This is a genomic window from Bordetella genomosp. 2 (assembly GCF_002261345.1).
Classification (GTDB): Bacteria; Pseudomonadota; Gammaproteobacteria; order Burkholderiales; family Burkholderiaceae_B; genus Bordetella_A.
The window spans coordinates 73,596-95,509 of the sequence record NZ_NEVT01000006.1 but is presented as its reverse complement, the minus strand read 5'-3'; the positions used below and the strand labels follow the sequence as shown (position 1 = coordinate 95,509).

Here is a 21,914-nt window from a genome sequence, read left to right as displayed (position 1 = left end):
CGCATCCACTTGATAATCATTTTCGTTAACGGATGCATCCGCAGCCCCGTTCGGGCCGGCGCATCCCTGCTGCAACGCACTGGAGCCCCGCCCCTATGTCGACCCGACGCTCTTCCCTGACCCCGCTGCTGGGCGCGCTGGCGCTGGCCGGCGCCACCCTGGCCGCCCCGGCCATGGCTGCCGACGAAGTCAGCCTTTACACCACCCGCGAACCGAAGCTGATCCAGCCCATGCTGGATGCCTTCACCAAGGAAAGCGGCATCAAGGTCAACACCGTCTTCATCAAGGACGGCCTGCTCGAACGCGTCAAGGCCGAAGGCGCGCAGTCGCCGGCCGACGTCCTGATGACGGTCGACATCGGCAACCTGATCGACCTGGTCGACGGCGGCATCACCCAGTCGATCCAGTCCGAGACGCTGAATTCGGTCATTCCCGCCAACCTGCGCGGGGCCGACGGCAAATGGTACAGCCTGTCGCTGCGCGACCGGGTGCTGTACGTGGCCAACGAAGTGAAGCTCGACAGCTTCCACTACGAAGACCTGGCCGACCCCAAGTGGAAGAACAAGGTCTGCATCCGCTCGGGCCAGCACCCGTACAACACCGCCCTGGTGGCGGCCATGATCGCGCATGACGGCGCCGAAGCCACCGAGAAGTGGCTGCGCGGCGTCAAGGCCAACCTGGCCCGCAAGGCCGCCGGCGGCGACCGCGACGTGGCGCGCGACATCCTCGGCGGCATCTGCGATATCGGCATTGCCAACGCCTACTATGTGGGCCACATGAAGAACGCCGAGCCCGGCACCGACGCCCGCAAGTGGGGCGACGCCATCAAGGTGGTGCGCCCCACCTTCAAGAACGGCGGTTCGGGCACGCACGTGAACATCAGCGGCGCCGCGGTGGCCGCGCACGCGCCCAACAAGGAAAACGCCGTCAAGCTGCTGGAATTCCTGGTGTCCGAGCCGGCCCAGGCGCTGTACGCCCGCGCCAACTACGAGTACCCGATCCGCAAGGGTGTCCAGCTCGACCCGGTGGTGGCCAGCTTCGGCGAACTGAAGGTCGACGCGCTGCCCGTGGCCGAAATCGCCAAGTACCGCAAGCAGGCCAGCGAGCTGGTCGACAAGGTCGGCTTCGACCAGTGATCGCCATGCCGCCCGCGCAGGGCGGCCGCCGCGCCTGGATGTCAGGCTCCGCGAGGAGCCTGACATCGGCTTTTTCGGCGCGGGCTTTTCTGGTGGGTCCGCGATGGCCCACGCTACGTTGTTGAAGCATGCCTACTGACACCTTGCCCCGCCCATGGCGCCCGCGCGGCCTCGAACGCGGCGTCGGCTGGCTGACGGGCGCCGCGCTGATCGCGCTGGCCGTCCTGCTGCCCCTGGGCGCGCTGGCCTGGGAAGCCCTGCACGCCAATCTGTCGCACTGGACCCACCTGGCCAGCTACGTGCTGCCGCAGGCCCTTGCCAACACGGCCATGCTGCTGGCCGGGGTCGGCATTCTGGTTACCTGCCTGGGGACCGGCGCGGCCTGGCTGGTGACCGCCTACGAGTTCCCCACCCGCCGGATGCTGACCTGGGCGCTGCTGCTGCCGCTGGCGGTGCCGACCTACATCATCGCCTTCGCCTACCTGGACCTGCTGCACCCCATCGGGCCGATCCAGACGGCCATACGCGAATTGCTGGGCTATGACAGCCCGCGCCAGTTCCGCCTGCCCGACCTGCGCTCGATCTACGGCGCCATTTTCGTGTTGGGCTTCGTCCTGTATCCCTACGTCTACCTGAGCACCCGGGTCATGTTCATGACGCAGGCCGCCAGCCTGCTGGAAGCGGCGCGCACGCTCGGCGCCGGGCGCGTCGGCGTATTCGTGCGCGTGGCGCTGCCGCTGGCGCGGCCGGCCATCGCGGTCGGCGCCAGCCTGGCGCTGCTCGAGACGCTGAACGACATCGGCGCCTCGGAATTCCTCGGGGTGCAGACCCTGACCGTCTCCGTGTACACGACCTGGATCACCCGCTCGGACCTGGCCAGCGCCGCCCAGATCGCGCTGACCATGCTGGCCATCGTGGTCGGGCTGATCCTGCTGGAACGCCATGGCCGCAAGCGCCAGCGCTATGCCAACACCCAGCGCATGCGCCCCATGCAGCCGCGCCGCCTGCGCGGCGGCGCGGCCCTGCTGGCGGTAGTGCTGGGCTGGATTCCGGTGCTGCTGGGGTTCGTGGCGCCGGCCTGGTACCTGGTGGTCGAAACCTATAAGCGCCTGCACCTGGTGGGCGGCGTATCCGACCAGTTGCTCGACGGCCTGGCCAACACGCTGTCCATCGCCTTCGTCGCCACGCTGGTCACGCTGGGGTGCGGCCTGGTGGTGGCCTGGGCGGGGCGCACGCTGCGCGAGAGCGCCCGCTTCAATCCGGGCCGCGCCTGCGCGCGCATCGCCAGCCTGGGCTATGCCGTGCCTGGCACGGTGCTGGCCATCGGCCTGCTGATGCCGTTCACCTGGATCGACCGGCAGCTGGGCTCGGTGTTCGGCACCAGCGGCCTGCTGCTGATGGGTTCGTCCGGGGCGCTGGTCTGCGCCTACACGATGCGCTTCCTGGCCGTCTCGGTGGGCGGCGTCGAGGCCGGGCTGGCGCGCATTCCGGCGTCGCTCGAACAGGCCTCGCGGCTGCTGGGCGAGACCGCCGGCGGCACGCTGCGCCGCGTGCACCTGCCCCTGTTGCGCCCGGCCCTCGCGGCCAGCGCCCTGCTGGTGTTCGTCGACACCATGAAGGAACTGCCCGCCACCCTGCTGCTGCGGCCCCTGAACTTCGAGACCCTGGCCACCTGGCTGTATGCCGAAGCCGCGCGCGGCACCTACGAAGAAGGCGCCGTCGCGGCGCTGGCCATCGTGCTCGCCGGCCTGCTGCCGGTCATCCTGCTGGCCCGCACCAATCTGAAAATGGGACATTGATATCGTGCCCGACCTGCTTGAACTCGACCATATCCACCTGGCCTACGACACGCCGCAAGGGCTGCGGCCGGTGGTGCGCGACCTCTCGCTGGCCCTGCCGGCCGGCCATATCGGCTGCCTGCTGGGCGAATCCGGCTGCGGCAAGACCACCATCCTGCGCGCCATTGCCGGCTTCGAGCCGGTGCGCGCCGGCCATATCGCGCTCGACGGCAACATCATTTCCTCTCCTGCCGTGCAGGTCGCGCCCGAGCTGCGGCGCGTAGGCATGATGTTCCAGGACTATGCCCTGTTCCCGCACCTGACGGCGGCCGAGAACGTCGCCTTCGGGCTGCGCAAGCTGGGCCGCGCCGAACGCGCCGCCCGGGTGCGCGAGATGCTGGACATGGTGGGCCTGTCGGCCTCGGCGGACAGCTACCCGCACGAGATCTCCGGCGGCCAGCAACAGCGCGTGGCACTGGCCCGCGCACTGGCGCCGTCGCCCGACCTGCTGCTGCTGGACGAGCCGTTCTCGAACCTGGACGTGGATACACGCGAGCGGCTGGCCTTCGAGGTGCGCGACATCCTCAAGTCCACCGGCCACACCGCCATCCTGGTGACGCACAACCAGGCCGAGGCGTTCGCCATCGCCGACCGCATCGGCGTCATGAGCGAAGGCCGGGTCGTGCAGTGGGACACGCCCTACAACCTGCACCATCATCCGGCCGATGGTTTCGTGCGCGACTTCGTGCGGCGCGAGGCGCTGGTGGCCCAGCGCCAGCAGGCCTACGCGCGCGGCATGTAAGGCTCAGGAGCGCGGCGCCGGCAGCGGGATGTATTCCGTCTCGTCGCCCGGCACCACCTGGCCGAAGCGGTCGCGCTGCCAGTCCTGCTTGGCCTGCTCGATGCGGTCCTTGCGGCTGGAGACGAAGTTCCACCACACGAAGCGCGGGCCTTCCAGCGGTTCGCCACCCAGCACCGCCAGGCGCGCGGCCTCGACCGCCCGGACGGTGACCGGCCGGCCGGCGGCGAACACCAGCAACTGGCCCGGCTGATAGACCTGCCCGTCCACCTCCACCGCGCCACGACTCAGGTAAGCGGCGCGCTCTTCGTATTCCGGCGGCACGACCACCGTGGCCCCCGCCTGCAGGACGATGTCGCCGAAGAACAGCGGCGACAAGGCCCGGACCGCCGAGGTCTGGCCGAACAGCGAACCGGCCACTACCTGCGCGCGCACGCCCTCGCCTTCGACCACCGGCTGGGCGTCCAGCCCGTAGTGCACGAAGCCGGGATCGGTTTCCTCGTGACTGGCCGGCAGCCCCACCCACAATTGCAGCCCGGCCAGTTGCTGGCCCGCCTGCCGCTGGGTGTCCGGAGTGCGTTCGGAATGCACGATGCCGCGGCCGGCCGTCATCCAGTTCACTTCGCCGGGCCGGATTTCCTGCACATGGCCGGCCCCGTCGCGGTGCATCATGGCCCCTTCGTACAGGTAGGTGACCGTCGACAGGCCGATGTGCGGGTGCGGGCGCACGTCCACGCCTGCGCCCGGCGCGAACAGCGCCGGCCCCATTTCGTCGAGAAAGACGAACGGGCCCACCGTGCGGCGCTGGGCCGACGGCAGCGCGCGGCGCACCTCCAGGCCGCCGCCCAGGTCGCTGGTGCGGGGAATGACGAGAGTTTCGACAAGGGACATGATGAGCTCCTGGTTGACGGGGCAGCGCCTGCCCTGCCGATGTTCTGGAAGTTGTCGGCGCCGGCGCCAGGCCCGCAGGCCCGGCGCCGGCCACGGTTACGCCAAGATAGCGCTTACGCCAGGTCGAAGACCAGCACTTCGGCCTGTTCGCCGTCGCGGATCGTGACCGCGGCCTCGTCGGTCAGGGCCAGTCCGTCGCCGGCGGCCAGCACCTGGCCGTTGACCACGGCCTTGCCGCGCGCCATGTGCACCCAGGCGCGCCGGCCGGCCGCCAGCGGCAGTTCGGCCTGCTCCGCGCCGTCGAACAGCCCGGCATATACCCGCGCATCCTGGTGTATGCGCATCGAGCCATCGGCGCCGTCCGGCGAGGCCACCTGGCGCAGGCGCCCGCGTTTTTCCGCCTCGGGCACGCTGAGCTCCTCGTATTCGGGCGCAATGCCGGTCACGTCGGGCTCGATCCAGATCTGCAGCAGGTGCGTGGCCTGGTCGTCCAGCGGATTGAACTCGGAATGCAGCACCCCGCGGCCCGCGCTCATGCGCTGCACATTGCCGGGCTCGATGGTCGAGCCGCTGCCCATGCTGTCCTTGTGGGCCACGGCGCCTTCCAGCACGTAGGTGATGATTTCCATGTCGCGGTGCCCGTGCGTGCCGAAGCCGCGGCCGGCGGCGATGCGGTCGTCGTTGATCACGCGCAGCGGACCGAAGCCCATGTGCGCCGGATCGTAGTAATTGGCGAAGGAAAAGGTGTGGTGGGTGTCGAGCCAGCCGTGATTGGCATGGCCGCGTTCGTGACTACGGCGCAGGGTCAGCATGATGGGCTCCTTGCAAATAAGTTGAAGTGGTTGCGGTGGCATGTGTCGTGTTGCGCACCACCAATGAAGGCATTGTGCGCTGGGGCAGCGATATTGAGGCTGAAGCGTTTTGATGAGATCATTCAATTTATTTGAATGAGTGTGCGCGCCATGCAAGCCATCACGCCCGAATTGCTATACATGGTCGACGCCATTGCGCGTCACGGCAGCTTCGCCAAGGCCGCGCGGGAGCTCGACAAAGTGCCGTCGGCAGTGACCTATGCGGTGCGCAAGCTGGAAGACGCGCTCGATGTGCTGCTGTTCGACCGCAGCGGACACCGCGCCCGCTTGACGCCGGCGGGGGAAACTCTGCTGCATGACGGCCGCCAGGTGCTGCAATCGCTGGACGCCTTGGCCGGCCGGGTCAAGCGGGTGGCAACCGGCTGGGAGCTGGAGCTGCGCGTGGCCGCCAGCGCCGTGTTGCCGCGGGCGCCGCTGTACGACCTGGTCGAGGGGTTCCGGGAGATGGCGGCCGTCACCACGCTGCGCCTGTCCACCGAAGTGCTCAGCGGCAACTGGGACGCGCTGGCTTCCGGCCGTGCCGACCTGGTGATAGGCGCGGACGCTGCCGGCGCGCCTTCGGGGGCCTATCATTCGCAGCCCATGGGGCAGATGCAGTTCGCATTCTGCGTGGCGCCGCACCACCCGCTGGCGGCGCTGCGCCGTCCGTTGGCGGCCGCCGACATTGCGGCCTATTGCGCCGTCGTGGTGGCCGACACCTCGCGCGACCTGCCGCCGCGCACGCGCGGCCTGCTCAGCGAGCAGCCGCTGATCGTCATGCCCGACATGCAGGCGAAGATCGACGCGCAGGTGCGCGGCCTGGGCTGCGGTTATCTGCCGCTGACGCTGGCCGCGCCATACATCACCCGGGGCGAGCTGGTGCAATGCGCCACGGACGACGCGGTGCCGATCACCGAGCAGCTGGTCTACGCCTGGCGCGACCGGGCGCCCGGGCAGGCGCTCAAATGGTGGCTGCAGAAACTGCGCTCGCCGCGCTTGTGCGCCAGTTTGTTGGGGGCTTGATAGCTCCCAGTTGCCTTGGCAGTTTCGCGCGGTATTGGGCTCTTGAGACGCCCGCGCCTGCCGGTGGGGCCCGGTCGGCCACGTCGCTCGGCTCGGGCGCGCCACCAGGCGCCCTCGGCCCCCTGCGGGGGCTGCCCTCACTCCAACTGGCCGCCCAGGCCCCACCGGCAGGCGCGGGCTCACAGTGTCTCTGGGCGAGACATCGACGCTTCACGGTGGTGTCAGACACCCCGTGCACGTCGTCTCGTCAAGAGCAGGCTGTACGCAAGGGGTGTCTGACACCTGGGTGTGATAGCGTCTCTGATAGTAAAGCCGGCATGACGACACGGCGCAGCTCCCCCAATTTGCCGACAGCGCGCCAGCGGACCGGGGCATGCCGCTGCTGTGAGTCCTGGGCGGGGTCGGGGCGTGCGGGCCGGTCAGTTGGAGCGAGGGCAGCCCCCGCAGGGGGCCGAGGGCGCCTGGTGGCGCGCCCGAGCCGAGCGACGTGACCGGCCCGCACGCCCCGACCCCGCCCAGGACGCCCCACGCACACGCCCCTCCCCCCATGCCCCCTGGGCCTCCTCACCGCGAGTCAGTGCAATACGCCATCACATCGAACAACGCCCGGTCCCGGTCGGCCAGCGGCTCGACGATGAATTCCGCCATGCGGCCCGCCTGCCAGGTCGGCTTCAGGTGGTTCTCGATCACGTGGTAGTACGGCCGGATGAAATAGTCGTCGAACAGCACGATGCAGCCCGGCTTGGCCATCAGGACCGACATCAGGAAGGCCGCCACGCGGAAGCGGCCGTCGATGAGGATCAGGTCCGGCTCATCGCCGGCCTGCCGCAGCTTGCGCCACGGTTCCGCACAATAGCGCGGCCACAGGGTGGCGTGCTTGCTGTTCTTGGGCCGGCCCCACGCGCCCGTCGCACCGATGTTGGCATAGACCGGCACAAAACGCCGGCGCGGCACGCCTTCGGCCAGCAGCCGCTGCCGCACCGCCTGCAGGAACTGCTTGTCGGTATCCACCGAATAGATGCGCCGCACATCCGCCTTGGCCGCCATCAGCGAGCTGCCGCCGGAGCCATACTCGAGATAGGTGCGCACCCGCGCCAGGCGTTCCCGCAGCAGCGCCAGCCCCGCCTCCTCCATGTACGGAACAGTAGGAATGGAGTCGGGCGACCACGCCGCCTGGGGCGCGGCCGTCGCGGGTTCCTGGGTCGCCTGGCTGTCGGGCACGGGCATCCTCCTGCGAACAATGGAGGACCTATTGCACCATACCCGCGGCGCCGGCCGCCACCCTACTCCTCGATACCCAGTTCGCGCAGCTTGCGCGTGATGGTATTGCGTCCGATGCCCAGGCGCGCGGCCGCCTCGACCCGCCTGCCGCGGCTGGCATCCAGCGCGCTCTGCAGCAGGATGCGCTCGAACTGGCGCGTCAGCGTGGCCATCACGGCCGGTTCGCCGCGTTCGAGCCGGTGCTGCGCCTCGTGCAGCAAGGCGGCCTGCCAATCCGTCCCGCCGGCCGCGCCGGAGGCCGCGGACGCAGTCCCCACGGGTGACGGCAATGCGTTGCCGGCCACCTGCACGGGCGCGCCCGTCGGCGCCTGCGCCTGGAACTCCATGGCGCGGATCTCCGGCGGCAAGTCCGCCCGCTCGATGACCTGGCCCGGCGCCATCACCGTCAGCCAATGGCAGAAGTTCTCCAGCTGGCGCACATTGCCGGGAAAATCGAAGCGCGTCAGCACGGCCACCGCATCCGGCGTCAGGCGCTTGACCGGCACCCCCAGCGAACGCGCGCTGGCCGCCAGGAAATGGTTCGCCAGCGCGGGAATATCCTCGACCCGCTCGCGCAGCGGCGGCAGGCGCAGGCGAATCACATTCAGCCGATGGAACAGGTCCTCGCGGAACAGCCCCTGCTCCACGCGCTGCTCCAGCGGCTGGTGGGTGGCGGCCACGATGCGCACATCGACCCGCACCGGCTGCGCGCCGCCAACACGGTAGAAACTGCCCTCGGCCAGTACGCGCAGCAGGCGCGTCTGCAGCTCGATCGGCATGTCGCCGATTTCATCCAGGAACAGCGTGCCGCCGTGCGCTTCCTCGAAGCGCCCGCGCCGCAGCGTATTGGCGCCGGTGAAGGCGCCGCGCTCATGGCCGAACAGCTCGGCCTCGAGTAGGTCGCGCGGGATGGCGGCCGCGTTCAGCGCCACGAACGGCCCGCCGGCGCGCGCGCCGTGGCCATGCAGCGCCCGCGCCACCAGTTCCTTGCCGGTACCCGATTCGCCGGTGATCAGCACGGTGACCTTGGATTGCGCCAGGCGGCCGATCGCCCGGAACACCTCCTGCATCGCGGTGGAAGACGACTGCGTCATCATCCAGCGCTCGTTGTTCTGTACCGGCTCGGCGCCCGCGTCGCCGGCGCCGGCCTGCTCGGGATCGCCTTCCTGCACGGCGCGCTCGATCAGCGCCACCGCCTCGTTGACGTCGAACGGCTTGGCCAGGTAATCAAAGGCGCCGCCCTGGAACGCCGACACCGTGCTGTCCAGGTCGGCGAACGCCGTCATGACGATGACCGGCAGGCGCGGATGGCGCTCCTTGATCTGGCGCAAGAGGCTCAGGCCGTCGTCGCCCGGCATGCGGATATCGGATACCAGCGCGGCCGGGGCACCGGCGGCCAGCGCATCCAGCACATCAGCCGCCTGCGCGAAGCTGCGCGTGGGCACGCCGGCGCGGGCCAGCGCTTTTTCCAGGACCCAGCGAATGGCCTGGTCATCATCCACGATCCAAACTGGCTTGCTCACAGTGGCTGCTCCATCGGTAACACCAGACGGAATTCAGTGTGCCTGGGGCGGGATTCGAATTCGATAATGCCTCCGTGCTGCTGCACGAAATCCTGGGCCAGGCTCAGGCCCAGGCCGGTGCCGCCGGGCCTGGCGGTGACCAGCGGATGGAATATGCGGTCGCGGATCGACTCCGGCACGCCGGGACCGTTGTCGATGATGGCCAGCACCAGCGCCAGCCGGTGCTGGCGGTGCGCCAACAGCACCTGCCGCGCCACCCGCGTGCGCAGCGTGATCTGCGGCGGCGGCACATCGGCGCCCGGCTGCTGCAGGGCAAGCTCCTGCGCGGCATTGCGCGCCACGTTCAGCACCGCCTGCATCAGCCGCGCGGCGTCGCCCTGCAGGTCCGGCACCGAAGCGTCGTAGTCGCGCACCAGCGCCACCTTGTCGCGAAATTCCGCCTGGATCAGCGCGCACACGCGCTCGCAGATCTCGTGGATGTTGACCGGGCGCGCGGCCAGCGGCACGCGCTGCGGGCCGCTCAGGCGATCCACCAGCACCTGCAGGCGATCAGCCTCGGAAATGATGACCTGGGTGTATTCGGCCAGGGCGGCGTCGGGCAGCTCGGCTTCCAGCAACTGGGCCGCGCCGCGCAGGCCGCCCAGGGGATTCTTGACCTCGTGCGCGAGGTTGCGCAGCAGTTCGCGGTGCGCCTCTATTTCCTCGACCAGGCGGTGATTGCGGTCGGCCAGCACGCGCTGTTCGATTTCGCGCGCCTCGATCAGCACCGGCCAGGGCTGCCCGGACAGCGATACCGTGGTCACGGTGACCTCCACCGATTCGCCGGCCCGGCGCAGCGAGGACAATTGCCGCACATCGGCGAACCGGCCCGCCACCGCGCGATCGATGGAGGACTGCAGCGCCTCCGGGTGGCCGAACAGGGTGGCCGCCGACAAGCCGCGCAATTGCTTGCGGGACCGTCCGAACAAGTCTTCCGCCGCGGCGTTGGCCTGTTCGATATGCCCTCGCTCGTTCAGCAGCAAGACGGATGTCGCCAGTAAATCAAACGCGTCTACATTCATCATTTGCAGCACCGGGGCAGGACGGGCCGGCGGACCGGCCCGCCCGCCCCCGCCAGAACCCGCCGCGGCCGGAAGCCGCCGGCGGACCTGGCTGACAACATCACAGGCTGTAGTACATGTCGAACTCGACCGGGTGGGTGGTCATGCGCAGACGCTGCACTTCGCCTTCCTTCAGGGCCAGGTAGGCATCGATCATGTCGTTGCTGAACACGCCGCCGCGGGTCAGGAACTCGCGGTCCTTGTCCAGCGCCTCGAGCGCCTGGTCCAGCGACGCGCACACGGTCGGGATCTTGGCGTCTTCTTCCGGCGGCAGGTCGTACAGGTTCTTGTCGGCCGGATCGCCGGGGTGGATCTTGTTCTGCACGCCGTCCAGGCCGGCCATCATCAGGGCCGAGAACGCCAGGTACGGGTTGGCCAGGGGATCCGGGAAGCGCGTCTCGACGCGGCGGGCCTTCGGGTTGCCGACGTACGGGATGCGGATCGACGCCGAGCGGTTGCGCGCCGAGTAGGCCAGCTTGACCGGGGCCTCGAAGTGCGGGACGAGGCGCTTGTACGAGTTGGTGCCGGGGTTGGTGATGGCGTTGAGCGCGCGGGCATGCTTGATGATGCCGCCGATGTAGTACATGGCGAACTCGGACAGGCCGGCGTAGCCATTGCCGGCGAACAGGTTCTGGCCGTCCTTCCAGATGGACTGGTGCACGTGCATGCCGGAGCCGTTGTCGCCGACGATGGGCTTGGGCATGAAGGTGGCGGTCTTGCCATAGGCGTGCGCCACGTTGTGCACGACGTACTTCAGGATCTGGGTCCAGTCGGCGCGCTTGACCAGCGTGCTGAACTTGGTGCCGATCTCCAGCTGGCCCGGGCCCGCCACCTCATGGTGGTGCACTTCCACCGGCACGCCCATCTGCTCCAGCAGCAGGCACATTTCGGAACGCATGTCCTGGAAGGAATCGACCGGCGGCACGGGGAAATAGCCGCCCTTGACGGCCGGACGATGGCCCATGTTGCCACCTTCGAACTCCATCGCCGAGGACCACGAGGCCTCTTCGGACTTGATCTTCACGAAGGTGCCGGACATGTCGGTGTTCCAGGTCACGCCGTCGAACACGAAGAACTCGGGTTCCGGGCCGAAGTAGGCGGTGTCGCCCAGGCCGGAGGACTTCAGGTACGCCTCGGCGCGCTTGGCCAGCGAGCGCGGGTCGCGGTCGTAGCCCTTCAGGTCGGAAGGCTCGACCACGTCGCAGCTGAGGATCAGCGTGGGCTCTTCGCGGAACGGGTCGAGGTTGGCCGTATCCAGGTCGGGGATGAGCAGCATGTCGGAGGCTTCGATGCCCTTCCAGCCCGGAATCGACGAACCGTCGAACGCCTGGCCGCTTTCCAGCTTGTCCTCGTCGACGGCGGTCGTCGGCACGGACACGTGGTGTTCGCGGCCGACCGTATCGGTGAAACGGAAGTCCACGAACTTGACTTCGTTGTCGGCGATCTGTTTCAGGATGTCTTTCGGGCTTGCCATGTCATCTCCATGTGATAAAAGCGCCGGGGGCTGCGCCCAGGTCCGGCTGGCATAAACAGACGAAAGCAATATGCGTGCCAAGTTCCAACACGGGGCATCGCCGCCCCATGCACGCCATGGAGGGGCATCGAGGCACCATAATAGTGCAAAACATGGCGCATCAAGGCACCATTATGGTGCAAAAAGAATTACAGGAACATTTCCTGCAGGTTGTTGAGGAACCGCCAGCCCAGCGCGGTAGCCCGCAAGCGGGTCGGGTCGGGGTCGAGCAGGCCGCGCGCGCTGGCGGCCTGCAGGGCGGCCGCGATGGCCGCCAGCGACAGCCCGGTGCGCTCGCTGAACGAGGCAGCGGGCACGCCGTCCTTCAGGCGCAGCGCGTTCAACATGAACTCGAACGGCAGTTCATCGGCCCCCACGGCACGCGTCTCGGCGATATGGCTGCCGTCGCGGGCCTGGGCGCGGGCCATCCATGATTCCGGATTGCGCAGGCGCGCCTCGCGCACGATGCGGTCGTGGAACGACAGCTTGCCGTGCGCACCCGGCCCCAGCCCGAGATAGTCGCCGAATTCCCAGTAATTGAGATTGTGGCGGCAGCGCGCGCCCGTGCGGGCATATGCGGAAACCTCGTAGCGATGCAGCCCCGCCTCTTCCAGGCGTGTCTCGATGGCGTCCTGCATAGCGGCGCTGGCGTCGTCGTCCGGCAGTTGCGGCGGGTACTTGGCGAAGACCGTGTTCGGCTCCAGCGTCAGGTGATAGAGCGACAGGTGCTCGGTGCCATGCGACAGCGCCTGCCGCAGGTCGTCGAGGCAGCCGTCCATGTCCTGGCCCGGCAGGGCGAACATCAGGTCGAGGTTGACCCGCGCCACGGCGCGCTGCGCCATGTCGATGGCGGCGCGCGCCTGGGCCGCGTCGTGGATGCGGCCGAGCTTGGCAAGCTGCGCGTCGTCGAAACTCTGGATGCCCAGCGACAGCCGGTTGACGCCGCTGGCCGCGTAGTCGCGAAACCGCCCTGCCTCGGCCGTGCCAGGATTGGCCTCCATGGTGATCTCGGCATCGGGCAGCAGATTGAGACAGGCCCGCAGCATGGCCAGCAATTCGTCCAGCCCGGCGGCCGACAGCAGGCTGGGCGTGCCCCCGCCGATGAATACGGAAATCACCTGGCGGCCCCAGACCGAGGGCAGCGCCTGCTCCAGGTCGGCGCGCAAGGCATCCAGGTAGGCGCGCTCGGGCAGCTCGGCCGGCACTGCGTGCGAATTGAAATCGCAATACGGGCACTTGCGCACGCACCATGGCACATGCACGTAGACCGACAACGGCGGCAGGCTGGTAAGCGCCGCGCCGGCCGGCGTGACCACGCGGGCCCGGGACCCGGCGCCCGCCTGGTGGATGGGAATGGTTATTGCCACGATGAAAACGCCGCGCCGGGAATCAGGAGTGGGCGAACTTGTCGAGCAACTGGCGCAGCGCGCGGGCGCGATGGCTGGTCCGGTTCTTCTCGGCCGGCTCCAGTTCGGCGGCGGTGCGGCCCAGCTCGGGCAGCAGGAAGTGCGGATCGTAGCCGAAGCCGTTTTCGCCGCGCGGCACGTCGACGATCTCGCCCTGCCACAGGCCTTCGCCGATGAGCGGCTGCGGATCATCGTGGGCGCGCACCAGCACCAGCAGCGCCACGTACCAGGCGCGCCGGTCGGCGACGCCCGCCAGCTTGCTGACCAGCAACGCGTTGTTGGCGGAATCGCTGCGCGCCGCGGCCGGGTTGCCGAGCTGCGCATAGCGGGCGGAATACACGCCCGGCGCGCCATCGAGCGCGGCCACGCACAGGCCGGAATCATCGGCCAGCGCCGGCAGGCCGGTCAACCGGCTGGCATGGCGCGCCTTGGCCAGCGCGTTCTCGACAAAGGTGACGTGCGGCTCCTCGGCCTCGGGCACGCCCAGTTCGCCTTGCGGCACCAGTTCGATGCCGAGCGGCGCGAACAAGGCGGAAAACTCACGCAACTTGCCGGGGTTGTTCGAGGCCAGCACGACCCGGCCCAGGGCGGTTTGGAGATTGGTCGATGTCATGCCGCCATTGTAGACGCGCGGACGCCTCAACCCGACGCCGCCGCCAGCCGCAGGGGCGCGGCCGACGGATGCGGCGCGGCGCCGGCCGGGGGCTGGATGCCGCCCGCCAGCTTGAACACCGCCACGGCGTCCTGCAGTGCCGCGGCCTGGTCTTCCAGGCCGGCCGCCGCCGCGGCGGTCTGTTCAACCATGGCCGCATTTTCCTGGGTGGCGCGCTCGAACCGGGCCACCGCGTCGTTGACCGACTCGATGCCCGCCGCCTGCTTGGCCGCGGCTTCGGTAATCCCGGACACCAGCCCGGTCACCCGGCCCGCCGAGGCGACCGCCTCGCGCACCGCGTCGCCCGCCGTCCCGGCCTGGCGCACGCCATCGCTCACCCCTTGCGCCGCCGCCTGGATCAGGGCGCGGATCTCGTTGGCCGCCTGCGCACTGCGTTGCGCCAGCAGGCGCACCTCGCCGGCCACCACCGCGAAGCCCCTGCCCTGCTCGCCGGCATGCGCCGCCTCGACAGCGGCGTTCAAGGCCAGGATGTTGGTACGGAAGGCGATGCTGTCGACCACCTCGACGATGGCTTCGATGCGGCGCGTATCAGCGGCGATGTTCTCCATGGCGCCGATGACGGTTGTCATGGCCAGGCCGCCGCGCTCGGCCAGGCGGGCGGCTTCAGCGGCCTCGCCGCGCGCCTGGTCGGCCTGCTCGGCGGTGTGGCGCACCATGGCGGCCAGGGTCGCCATATTGGCGGCCGTCTCCTGCAGGGCGCCAGCCTGTCGCGCGATACGGTCGGACACCTGGCCGTTGCCGGCCGCGATCTCGCGCGCGCCGACGTGGATTTCCTCGACACCGCGCCGCACTGCCGCGACGGCCGCGGTCAGGCCCGCCTGCATGCGGCGCATGGCCGAATACAGCACGCCGATCTCGTTGGCGCCGCGCGCCGCGATGGCGGCGCTCAGGTCGCCATCGGCGATGCGGTCGAAATGGGTCCCGGCCTGCACCAGCGGCCGCAGCAAGACCCGCCGGAATGCCAGCCCGAACCCCAGCCCAAGGGCCGCAACCAGGCCCAGCAGCGCCACCGCCGTCGCGATCGCCCGGTCGAGCGCGCGCCCGGAGCGCGCTACCGCCGCCTGGCCCTGGGCGCGCGCGTACGCCTGGAATGCCTCGACGGCGTCCAGGTAGGCCGCGCTGCGCGCCGGCAGCGCCTGCTCGACGATGCGATTGGCCTCGATGCCGTTCCAGCCCTGTATCGCCTGCTGCAATGGCAGCAGCGCCTCGCCGGCCAGACCCTTGTAGGCTGCCTGCACCGCCTCGAACAGCGCGCCGCCCTGTGCGCTGGTGTCGGGGTTGGCACGCAGGCGTTCATGGCTGGCGGCGGCCTGCTCGAGCAGCGCCTGTGAACGGGCCAGCGCCTGGTCGCGCTGTTCTTCCAGGCCGCCTTCCATATAGGTCTTGGCGTCGGTCAGCCAGGCGCGCGCCTGGAACAGCCGGCTGCCCAGGTCGCTGAGGTCGCCGGCCCGCTCGATGTTGCCGCGGCCCAGCGCCTCGATATCGGCACGGTTGTCGCGCAGCAACCCGATGCCGCCGGCGGCCGCGGCCACGAACAATGCCACGAAAACCGCCAGCATCGCCGACAGCGCCAGGTTCACACTCAGATTTCTGCGCATACGCCCACACGGAATTGCCGCCGCCAGGGTGGCGGGGTGCGGCGATTATGCGGGGCGAACTTGGCAGATTCTTGACATTCAGGCGGCGCCGTCCGCGCCGCTCTCGCGCTGGTCCGCCGGAATATCGGCCACCAGCATGTCGACCAGTTCGCGCGCGAAAGCCGGCAGCGCGTCGAGGTCGCGCACGCAGATCTGCAGCTTGCGCAGCGCCCAGTCATCCACCAGCGGCACGATGGCGACCTGCAGCGCGCGGGCATAGCGCGCCGCCACGGACTCGGGAATGACGCCGATGCCCACGCCGGTCTCGATCATGCGGCACACGGCCTCGAAATTGCCGACCTCGACGCGGAACTTGAACGTGCGCCCCAGCGCGGCGGCCGCCTGCACCAGGAACGGATGGATGGCGCTCCATTCCGACAGGCCGACGTAGTCGTTGCTGAGCGTGTCGGCGAAGGCCACGGCGGATTCGCGGGCCAGCGGGTGGCCGGCGGCGGTCACCAGCACCAGCCGGTCCTTGCGGTAGGGAATGAACTGCAGGTTCTGGTCCGTGGTATGGCCGGCCACGATGCCGAGATCGGCCGACCCTTCGGCCACCGCCCGCACGATCAGGTAGCTCAGGCGTTCGCGCAGTTCGACGTTGACGTCCGGATGGGCCGCCAGGAAGCGCCCCAGCACCGCCGGCATGAATTCGGTCATGGCGGTGGTGTTGGCCAGCACCCGCACGTGGCCCTTCACGCCCCGGGCGAATTCCTGCATGTCGCCGCGCAACTGCTCGACCTGGCGCATGACCGTGCGCGCGTGGCGGGTCAGCGCCTCGCCCGCCGGGGTCAGCGTCACCCCCTGGCTGGTCCGATACAGCAATTGCGTGCCGAAATGCTCTTCCAGGTTCTTGATGCGCGTGCTGGCCGCCGGCAGCGACAGGTGGGTTTTCTCCGCCGCGCGCGTCAGGCTGTGCCAGTCGCCTATGTGTACGATGAGCTGTAGATCGGTGAGATCGAAATGTCCCGCCATTGAGTCCTCTGGAACCTGTTCTTCGGCAATTGCTAAGCCGGTATTAAGCAATCATAAATTGGCAAGGCGCCCCGCCTTGGGGCAAAGTGCCGGATTATTTGCCAGCATCATCATAGAGCCCCAGCCATGCCAGACTCCAATCACTCCTACCAGGACATCCGCGAAGCGGTGCGGGACCTGTGCGCCCAGTTCCCCGGCGAGTACTTCCGCAAGGTCGACGAAGCGCGCGGTTACCCGGACGAATTCGTGCGCGCCCTGACCGAGGCCGGCTGGCTGGCCGCGCTGATTCCTCAGGAATACGGCGGCTCCGGCCTGGGGTTGACCGAGGCTTCGGTCATCATGGAGGAAATCAACCGCAGCGGCGGCAACTCCGGCGCCTGCCACGGCCAGATGTACAACATGGGCACCCTGCTGCGCCATGGCTCGGAAGCCCAGAAGCGCGAATACCTGCCCCGCATCGCCAGCGGCGAACTGCGCCTGCAGTCCATGGGCGTGACCGAGCCCACCACCGGCACCGACACCACCAAGATCAAGACCACGGCGGTGCGGCGCGGCGACCGCTACGTGATCAACGGGCAGAAGGTCTGGATCTCGCGCGTGCAGCATTCCGACCTGATGATCCTGCTGGCGCGCACCACGCCGCTCGACCAGGTGACCCGCAAATCCGAGGGCATGTCGATTTTCCTGGTCGACCTGCACCATGCCGTCAAGCACGGGATGCAGGTGCGCCCCATTCCGAACATGGTCAACCACGAGACTAACGAGCTGTTCTTCGACAATCTCGAAATCCCGGCGGAGAACCTGATCGGCGAGGAAGGCAAGGGCTTCAAGTACATCCTGGACGGCCTGAATGCCGAACGCACGCTGATCGCGGCCGAATGCATCGGCGACGGCTACTGGTTCGTCGACAAGGTCGCCGCCTACGCCAAGGAACGCATCGTGTTCGGCCGCCCCATCGGCCAGAACCAGGGCGTGCAGTTCCCCATCGCGCGCGCCTATATCAACGTCGAGGCCGCCAGCCTGATGCGCTTCGAGGCCTGCCGCCTGTTCGACGCGCACCAGCCGTGCGGCGCGCAGGCCAACATGGCCAAGCTGCTGGCCGCCGATGCGTCCTGGGAAGCCGCCAACGCCTGCCTGCAGTTCCACGGCGGCTTCGGCTTCGCCAACGAGTACGACGTCGAGCGCAAGTTCCGCGAAACCCGCCTGTACCAGGTGGCGCCCATTTCCACCAACCTCATTCTTTCGTACGTGGCCGAGCACATCCTGGGCCTGCCGCGTTCGTTCTGACGACCCGCCATGACCGCACCCGCCCACCCCCACCCCAGCGCCGCCCTGGCCGAATTCGCCGCCAGCCTGCGCTTCGAGGACATCCCCGCGCCGGTCTTGCGGCGTGCCGAAGACCTGCTGCTTGACACCCTGGGCTCGATCCTGGCCGGCGCCAATGCCCGGCCGGTCCAGGCCATCGAGCGCTACGCCGCGGCCATGGGCCCGGCCCAGGGCGCGGCCCAGGTGCTGATCACGCGGCGCCAGACCTCGCCGCTGTTTGCCGCCATGGTCAATGCCGCCGCGGCCCACGTGGTCGAGCAGGACGACGTGCACAACGGCTCGGTATTCCACCCGGCGGCGGTGGTGTTCCCGCCGGCCCTGGCCGTGGCCCAGGCGCTGGAAAGCTCGGGCAAGGACCTGCTGGTGGCCGCCGTGGCGGGCTACGAAGTGGGCATCCGCGTCGGCGAATACCTGGGCCGCTCGCACTACAAGATTTTCCATACCACCGGCACCGTCGGCACGCTCGCCGCCGCCGTCACGGTAGGCCGCCTGTTGCGGCTGGACGCCGGGCAAATGCTGCATGCGCTGGGCTCGGCCGGCACCCAGGCCGCCGGCCTGTGGGAATTCCTGCGCGACGCGGCGGATTCCAAGCAGCTGCACACCGCCAAGGCGGCCGCAGACGGCCTGACCGCGGCCTACCTGGCGCGGGAAGGCTTCACCGGCGCGCAGCGCATCCTGGAAGGCGCCCAGGGCATGGCGGCCGGCATGTCGCGCGATGCCGATCCCGCCCGCCTGGTCGACCGCCTGGGCGAGCGCTGGGCCCTGTCGGAAACCTCGTTCAAGTACCACGCCTCGTGCCGCCACACGCACCCGGCGGCCGATGCCCTGCAGCAGGCCATGCACGAATACAAGCTGCGCGAAAGCGACCTGGCGGAGGTAGTCGCGCACGTGCACCAGGGCGCCATCGACGTGCTCGGGCCGGTGGTCGACCCCAAGACGGTGCACCAATCGAAGTTTTCCATGGGGACGGTACTGGCCCTGATCGCCCGCAGCGGACGCGCCGGCCTGGCCGAGTTCGATGCCGCCCTGGGCGATCCGGCCGTGGCCGGCCTGCGCGGCAAGTTCCGCATGGAACTCGATCCCGAAGTGGACGCCGCGTATCCCGAGCGCTGGATCGGCAAGGTGACCGTGCGCACTACCGACGGCCGGGTGCTGCACGCCCGCGTGGACGAACCCAAGGGCGATCCCGGCAACACCCTCAGCCGGGCCGAGATCGAGGCCAAGGCGCTGCAGCTGGGCGTCTACGCGCAGGCCGCCAGCGAGGTCGAAGTGCGCGGCCTGATCGACACGGTCTGGAACCTGGAAAAGCTGCCGCGCGTGGGCGCGCTGCTGCCGGCCCGATAGCGGCGCGGCGCTCGCGCTTCCAGGTCTTTCCGGTGTCAGATACCCTTGGGTATCTGACACCTACCGCCATTACGCTCCTTCAGGTCTCCAGGTGTCAGACACCCGAAGGTGTCTGACACCTCCGTACCCGCCGAGGCAGCCGGCCCTCAGGCCAGTGCCGCGCGCTGCGCCTGCACCAGTTGCGCGATGCCGCGCTCGGCCAGGCCCAGCATGGCGTCCAGTTCGGCGCGGGTGAAGGTGGCGCCTTCGCCGGTCCCCTGCACCTCGACGAACGCGCCCGAGCCGGTCATGACCACGTTCACGTCGGCGTCGCAGGCGGAATCCTCCTGGTAGTCCAGGTCGAGCACCGGCCGGCCGGCCACCAGCCCCACCGACACCGCCGCCACCGCATCGCGGATCGGATTCTGCGCCAGGTCCCCGCGCCGCATCAGCAGCGCCACGGCGTCGGCGGCCGCGACCCAGGCCCCCGTGATACTGGCGCAGCGCGTCCCGCCGTCGGCCTGCAGCACATCGCAATCCAGGTGCAGGGTCCGTTCTCCCAGGGCGCGCAGGTCGAACACCGCCCGCAGGCTGCGGCCGATCAAGCGCTGGATTTCCTGGGTGCGGCCGCTTTGCTTGCCGCGCGCGGCCTCGCGATCGCCGCGTGTGTGCGTGGCGCGCGGCAACATGCCGTATTCCGCCGTCACCCAGCCCTCGCCGCGCCCCTTCAGGAACGGCGGGACCTTGTCCAGCACGCTGGCGGTGCACAGCACATGCGTGTCGCCGGCCTGCACCAGCACCGACCCTTCGGCATAGCGGGTGTAGCCGCGCTGCAGACGGAACGGGCGCAGTTGATCGACGGCGCGGCCGGACGGACGCGCGGCGGCGGAAGCGGAAGATGAGGACACGGACGGGCTCCAGGTGAATTCGGATACACCGCCGCATTGTACGTGCCGTCAACGTGGCGCCGCGGGGCTTGAGGTATCCTGCCGGAAACAGCCATTTTTGCCCCCTGATCCAGGGGGCGCATCTTTCATCAGGACACGCCCATGATCCGCAGCATGACCGCCTTCGGCAATGCCCGCGCCGACCTCGAGCAAGGCACCCTGGCGCTGGAACTGCGCAGCGTCAACAGCCGCTATCTCGACCTGTACTTCCGCCTGCCGGACGAACTGCGGCACGTCGAGACACCGCTGCGCGAGCTGCTCACCGCCAGCCTGGGCCGCGGCAAGGTCGAGGTCCGCGCCTCGTACACCCGCGCCGCCGGGGCCGAACTCGCCAGCCTGGATCCGGCCTGGCTGCAGCACCTGGCCGAACAACTGCAAGCGGCCCGCGCGGTGCTGCCCGACGTCGCGCCGCCGCGCCTGGCCGAGCTGTTCAACTGGCCGGGCCAGCGCGGCAACGACACGCTGGATCCTCAAGCCTGGGGCGCCGCCTGCCTGCAGGCGGCCCGCCAGGCGCTGGCCCAGCTGCAGGAAGGCCGCGAGCGCGAAGGCCAGCGCCTGGCCGCGGCCATGCTCGAATGCGCCGAGGGCGTGGCCCGCATCGTCGAATCGGTCGAGGCCCACCTGCCCCAATTGCTGGCGGATCACCGCGAGAAACTGGCCACCAAGCTGCGCGAATCGGTCGAGGCCGCCTTTCCGGGCGGGTTCGCCCATATCTCCGGCCCCGAACTGTCCGAGCGCCTGTCCCAGGAAGCCAATCTGTTCGCGCTGCGCATCGACGTGGCCGAGGAACTGGCGCGCCTGCGCTCGCACCTGGAAGAGTTGCGCCACCTGCTGGCCGGCGGCGAGGCCGGCGGCAAGGGCAAGGACGCCAAGCGCGGCGGCGGCAGCGCCGGCAAGCGGCTCGACTTCCTGTTCCAGGAAATGAACCGCGAAGCCAACACGCTGGGCTCCAAGGCCGGCAGCATGGAGGTCACCCGCGCCGCCATGGACCTGAAGCTGCTGATCGAGCAGATGCGCGAGCAGGCGCAGAACATCGAGTAGGTCCGCCCAGCCGGCGGCAACGCCGCGCTACGCCAGGTCGATCGTATCGGGCGAAGACGGATTGGGCGCCTGCGGCGTGCCCGGAATCCGGTCAGGGTCGTACGGCGGCCGGTCCGACCCCGGCTTGGGCTCTTCGGGCCTGGGCTCACCAGGCCAGGCCGGGTCTTCAGGCGGCACTTCGGGCGGGCCGACCGGTTCGCGATGCGGAAAGGCAAGCATGGGATTCTCCGTGCCAGGCATGGACGCCACCCGCAGCAAGGCGCATGCCCGCCTCAGCGGGCGCCGCCATGCTTGTGGCCGCCGGAGCCGGCGCGCCCGCCGGGAACCGTCGAGCCGGCCGGCGCGTCCGGGCGGTGCGGCTCGACTGTCCCCTGTCCGCGCGGCATCGGCCCGGGCGCCGAGGCGCCGCCCTGCCCTGGCTGGCGGTTGTCCGCGCCATTGGGCGTGGGGGCGCGTTCGCCGGGACTGGCGCTGGGACGGTCGGGGTTCGAATCGGTCTGCCCGCGGGTCGTCGAACTGCCATCGGGCGCACGGCTGCTCTCGGGGCGCGGGCTCGAGCCGGGCTGCTCTTGCGCCCGGCCTTCGTTTTGCACCGGCTGAGCCCACAGGACGGGCGCGGCCACGGCCGGCAGCGCGGCCAGCACCGCGCAGCGGATGGAAACAAGCAGATAACGGGACATGGTCGCCTCCATGGGGCATGAATCCGCCATCCCAG

The 21,914-nt window shown here is 69.4% G+C and carries 20 protein-coding genes; 7 read left to right on the top strand and 13 right to left on the bottom strand.

What is annotated here, in order from left to right:
• Positions 1-95: 95 nt before the first annotated feature.
• The 3 genes from CAL24_RS10705 (at position 96) to CAL24_RS10695 (ending at position 3,716) form a co-directional block, all read left to right on the top strand.
• On the top strand, positions 96-1,136 hold the full coding sequence (locus tag CAL24_RS10705; protein ID WP_028356224.1) for a Fe(3+) ABC transporter substrate-binding protein: 1,041 nt from the start codon (positions 96-98) through the stop codon (positions 1,134-1,136).
• Between the two features lie 128 nt (positions 1,137-1,264).
• A complete protein-coding gene (locus CAL24_RS10700; protein ID WP_028356225.1) occupies positions 1,265-2,935 on the top strand; it encodes an ABC transporter permease in 1,671 nt (556 codons plus the stop codon).
• A 4-nt stretch (positions 2,936-2,939) separates the two neighbouring features.
• Positions 2,940-3,716 (top strand): ABC transporter ATP-binding protein, encoded by a 777-nt coding sequence (locus CAL24_RS10695; protein ID WP_028356226.1) that lies wholly within the window; start codon positions 2,940-2,942, stop codon positions 3,714-3,716.
• 3 nt (positions 3,717-3,719) lie between these two features.
• Here the strand turns inward: CAL24_RS10695 and CAL24_RS10690 are convergent, their stop codons facing one another.
• Together CAL24_RS10690 and CAL24_RS10685 are read right to left on the bottom strand one after the other, a co-directional pair.
• On the bottom strand, positions 3,720-4,604 hold the full coding sequence (locus tag CAL24_RS10690) for a pirin family protein (RefSeq protein WP_094806682.1): 885 nt from the start codon (positions 4,602-4,604) through the stop codon (positions 3,720-3,722).
• 113 nt (positions 4,605-4,717) lie between these two features.
• Positions 4,718-5,416 carry a pirin family protein gene (locus CAL24_RS10685; RefSeq protein WP_094806681.1) on the bottom strand — a complete coding sequence of 233 codons (699 nt, stop codon included), beginning with the start codon at positions 5,414-5,416 and terminating at the stop codon, positions 4,718-4,720.
• Positions 5,417-5,566: 150 nt separating this feature from the next.
• On the opposite strand from CAL24_RS10685, the gene CAL24_RS10680 reads away from it, so the two are divergent.
• Positions 5,567-6,478, top strand: a complete 912-nt coding sequence (locus tag CAL24_RS10680) for a LysR family transcriptional regulator (protein WP_028356229.1) — start codon at positions 5,567-5,569, stop codon at positions 6,476-6,478.
• A 564-nt stretch (positions 6,479-7,042) separates the two neighbouring features.
• Here the strand turns inward: CAL24_RS10680 and CAL24_RS10675 are convergent.
• The 8 genes from CAL24_RS10675 to CAL24_RS10640 form a co-directional block, all read right to left on the bottom strand.
• A complete protein-coding gene (locus CAL24_RS10675; protein WP_141218073.1) occupies positions 7,043-7,699 on the bottom strand; it encodes a class I SAM-dependent methyltransferase in 657 nt (218 codons plus the stop codon).
• A 62-nt stretch (positions 7,700-7,761) separates the two neighbouring features.
• Positions 7,762-9,261, bottom strand: coding sequence for a nitrogen regulation protein NR(I) (ntrC, locus tag CAL24_RS10670; RefSeq protein ID WP_094806678.1), 1,500 nt, complete (start codon positions 9,259-9,261; stop codon positions 7,762-7,764).
• Positions 9,258-10,322: a nitrogen regulation protein NR(II) gene (gene glnL, locus CAL24_RS10665; protein ID WP_028356231.1), complete on the bottom strand. Its 1,065-nt coding sequence runs from the start codon at positions 10,320-10,322 to the stop codon at positions 9,258-9,260. Before glnL ends, ntrC begins: the two co-directional genes overlap by 4 nt.
• Positions 10,323-10,422: 100 nt before the next feature.
• Positions 10,423-11,835, bottom strand: coding sequence for a type I glutamate--ammonia ligase (gene glnA / locus CAL24_RS10660; protein WP_028356232.1), 1,413 nt, complete (start codon positions 11,833-11,835; stop codon positions 10,423-10,425).
• Positions 11,836-12,023: 188 nt separating this feature from the next.
• Positions 12,024-13,241, bottom strand: coding sequence for a radical SAM family heme chaperone HemW (gene hemW / locus CAL24_RS10655; protein WP_094806676.1), 1,218 nt, complete (start codon positions 13,239-13,241; stop codon positions 12,024-12,026).
• A 22-nt stretch (positions 13,242-13,263) separates the two neighbouring features.
• Entirely contained in the window at positions 13,264-13,893 is a 630-nt protein-coding gene (gene rdgB / locus CAL24_RS10650; RefSeq protein WP_094806675.1) for an RdgB/HAM1 family non-canonical purine NTP pyrophosphatase, read from the bottom strand.
• 26 nt (positions 13,894-13,919) lie between these two features.
• A complete protein-coding gene (locus CAL24_RS10645) occupies positions 13,920-15,551 on the bottom strand; it encodes a methyl-accepting chemotaxis protein (protein ID WP_094806674.1) in 1,632 nt (543 codons plus the stop codon).
• 78 nt (positions 15,552-15,629) lie between these two features.
• Positions 15,630-16,562: a LysR family transcriptional regulator gene (locus CAL24_RS10640; RefSeq protein WP_028356235.1), complete on the bottom strand. Its 933-nt coding sequence runs from the start codon at positions 16,560-16,562 to the stop codon at positions 15,630-15,632.
• Between the two features lie 126 nt (positions 16,563-16,688).
• Between CAL24_RS10640 and CAL24_RS10635 the strand changes: the two genes are divergently transcribed.
• On the top strand, positions 16,689-17,849 hold the full coding sequence (locus CAL24_RS10635; RefSeq protein ID WP_028356236.1) for an acyl-CoA dehydrogenase family protein: 1,161 nt from the start codon (positions 16,689-16,691) through the stop codon (positions 17,847-17,849).
• A gap of 9 nt (positions 17,850-17,858) precedes the next feature.
• Complete coding sequence (locus CAL24_RS10630; RefSeq protein WP_094806673.1) at positions 17,859-19,232, top strand: MmgE/PrpD family protein; 1,374 nt, start codon at positions 17,859-17,861, stop codon at positions 19,230-19,232.
• Positions 19,233-19,378: 146 nt separating this feature from the next.
• On the opposite strand, the gene rph is transcribed toward CAL24_RS10630, so the two are convergent.
• Complete coding sequence (gene rph, locus CAL24_RS10625; protein WP_094806672.1) at positions 19,379-20,119, bottom strand: ribonuclease PH; 741 nt, start codon at positions 20,117-20,119, stop codon at positions 19,379-19,381.
• A gap of 141 nt (positions 20,120-20,260) precedes the next feature.
• Here rph and CAL24_RS10620 point away from each other — a divergent pair, with 141 nt between their 5' ends.
• Positions 20,261-21,199 (top strand): YicC/YloC family endoribonuclease, encoded by a 939-nt coding sequence (locus CAL24_RS10620; protein WP_028356239.1) that lies wholly within the window; start codon positions 20,261-20,263, stop codon positions 21,197-21,199.
• 27 nt (positions 21,200-21,226) lie between these two features.
• On the opposite strand, the gene CAL24_RS10615 is transcribed toward CAL24_RS10620, so the two are convergent.
• Positions 21,227-21,418 carry a hypothetical protein gene (locus tag CAL24_RS10615; protein WP_094806671.1) on the bottom strand — a complete coding sequence of 64 codons (192 nt, stop codon included), beginning with the start codon at positions 21,416-21,418 and terminating at the stop codon, positions 21,227-21,229.
• 53 nt (positions 21,419-21,471) lie between these two features.
• Complete coding sequence (locus CAL24_RS10610; protein WP_141218072.1) at positions 21,472-21,879, bottom strand: hypothetical protein; 408 nt, start codon at positions 21,877-21,879, stop codon at positions 21,472-21,474.
• Positions 21,880-21,914: the final 35 nt, after the last annotated feature.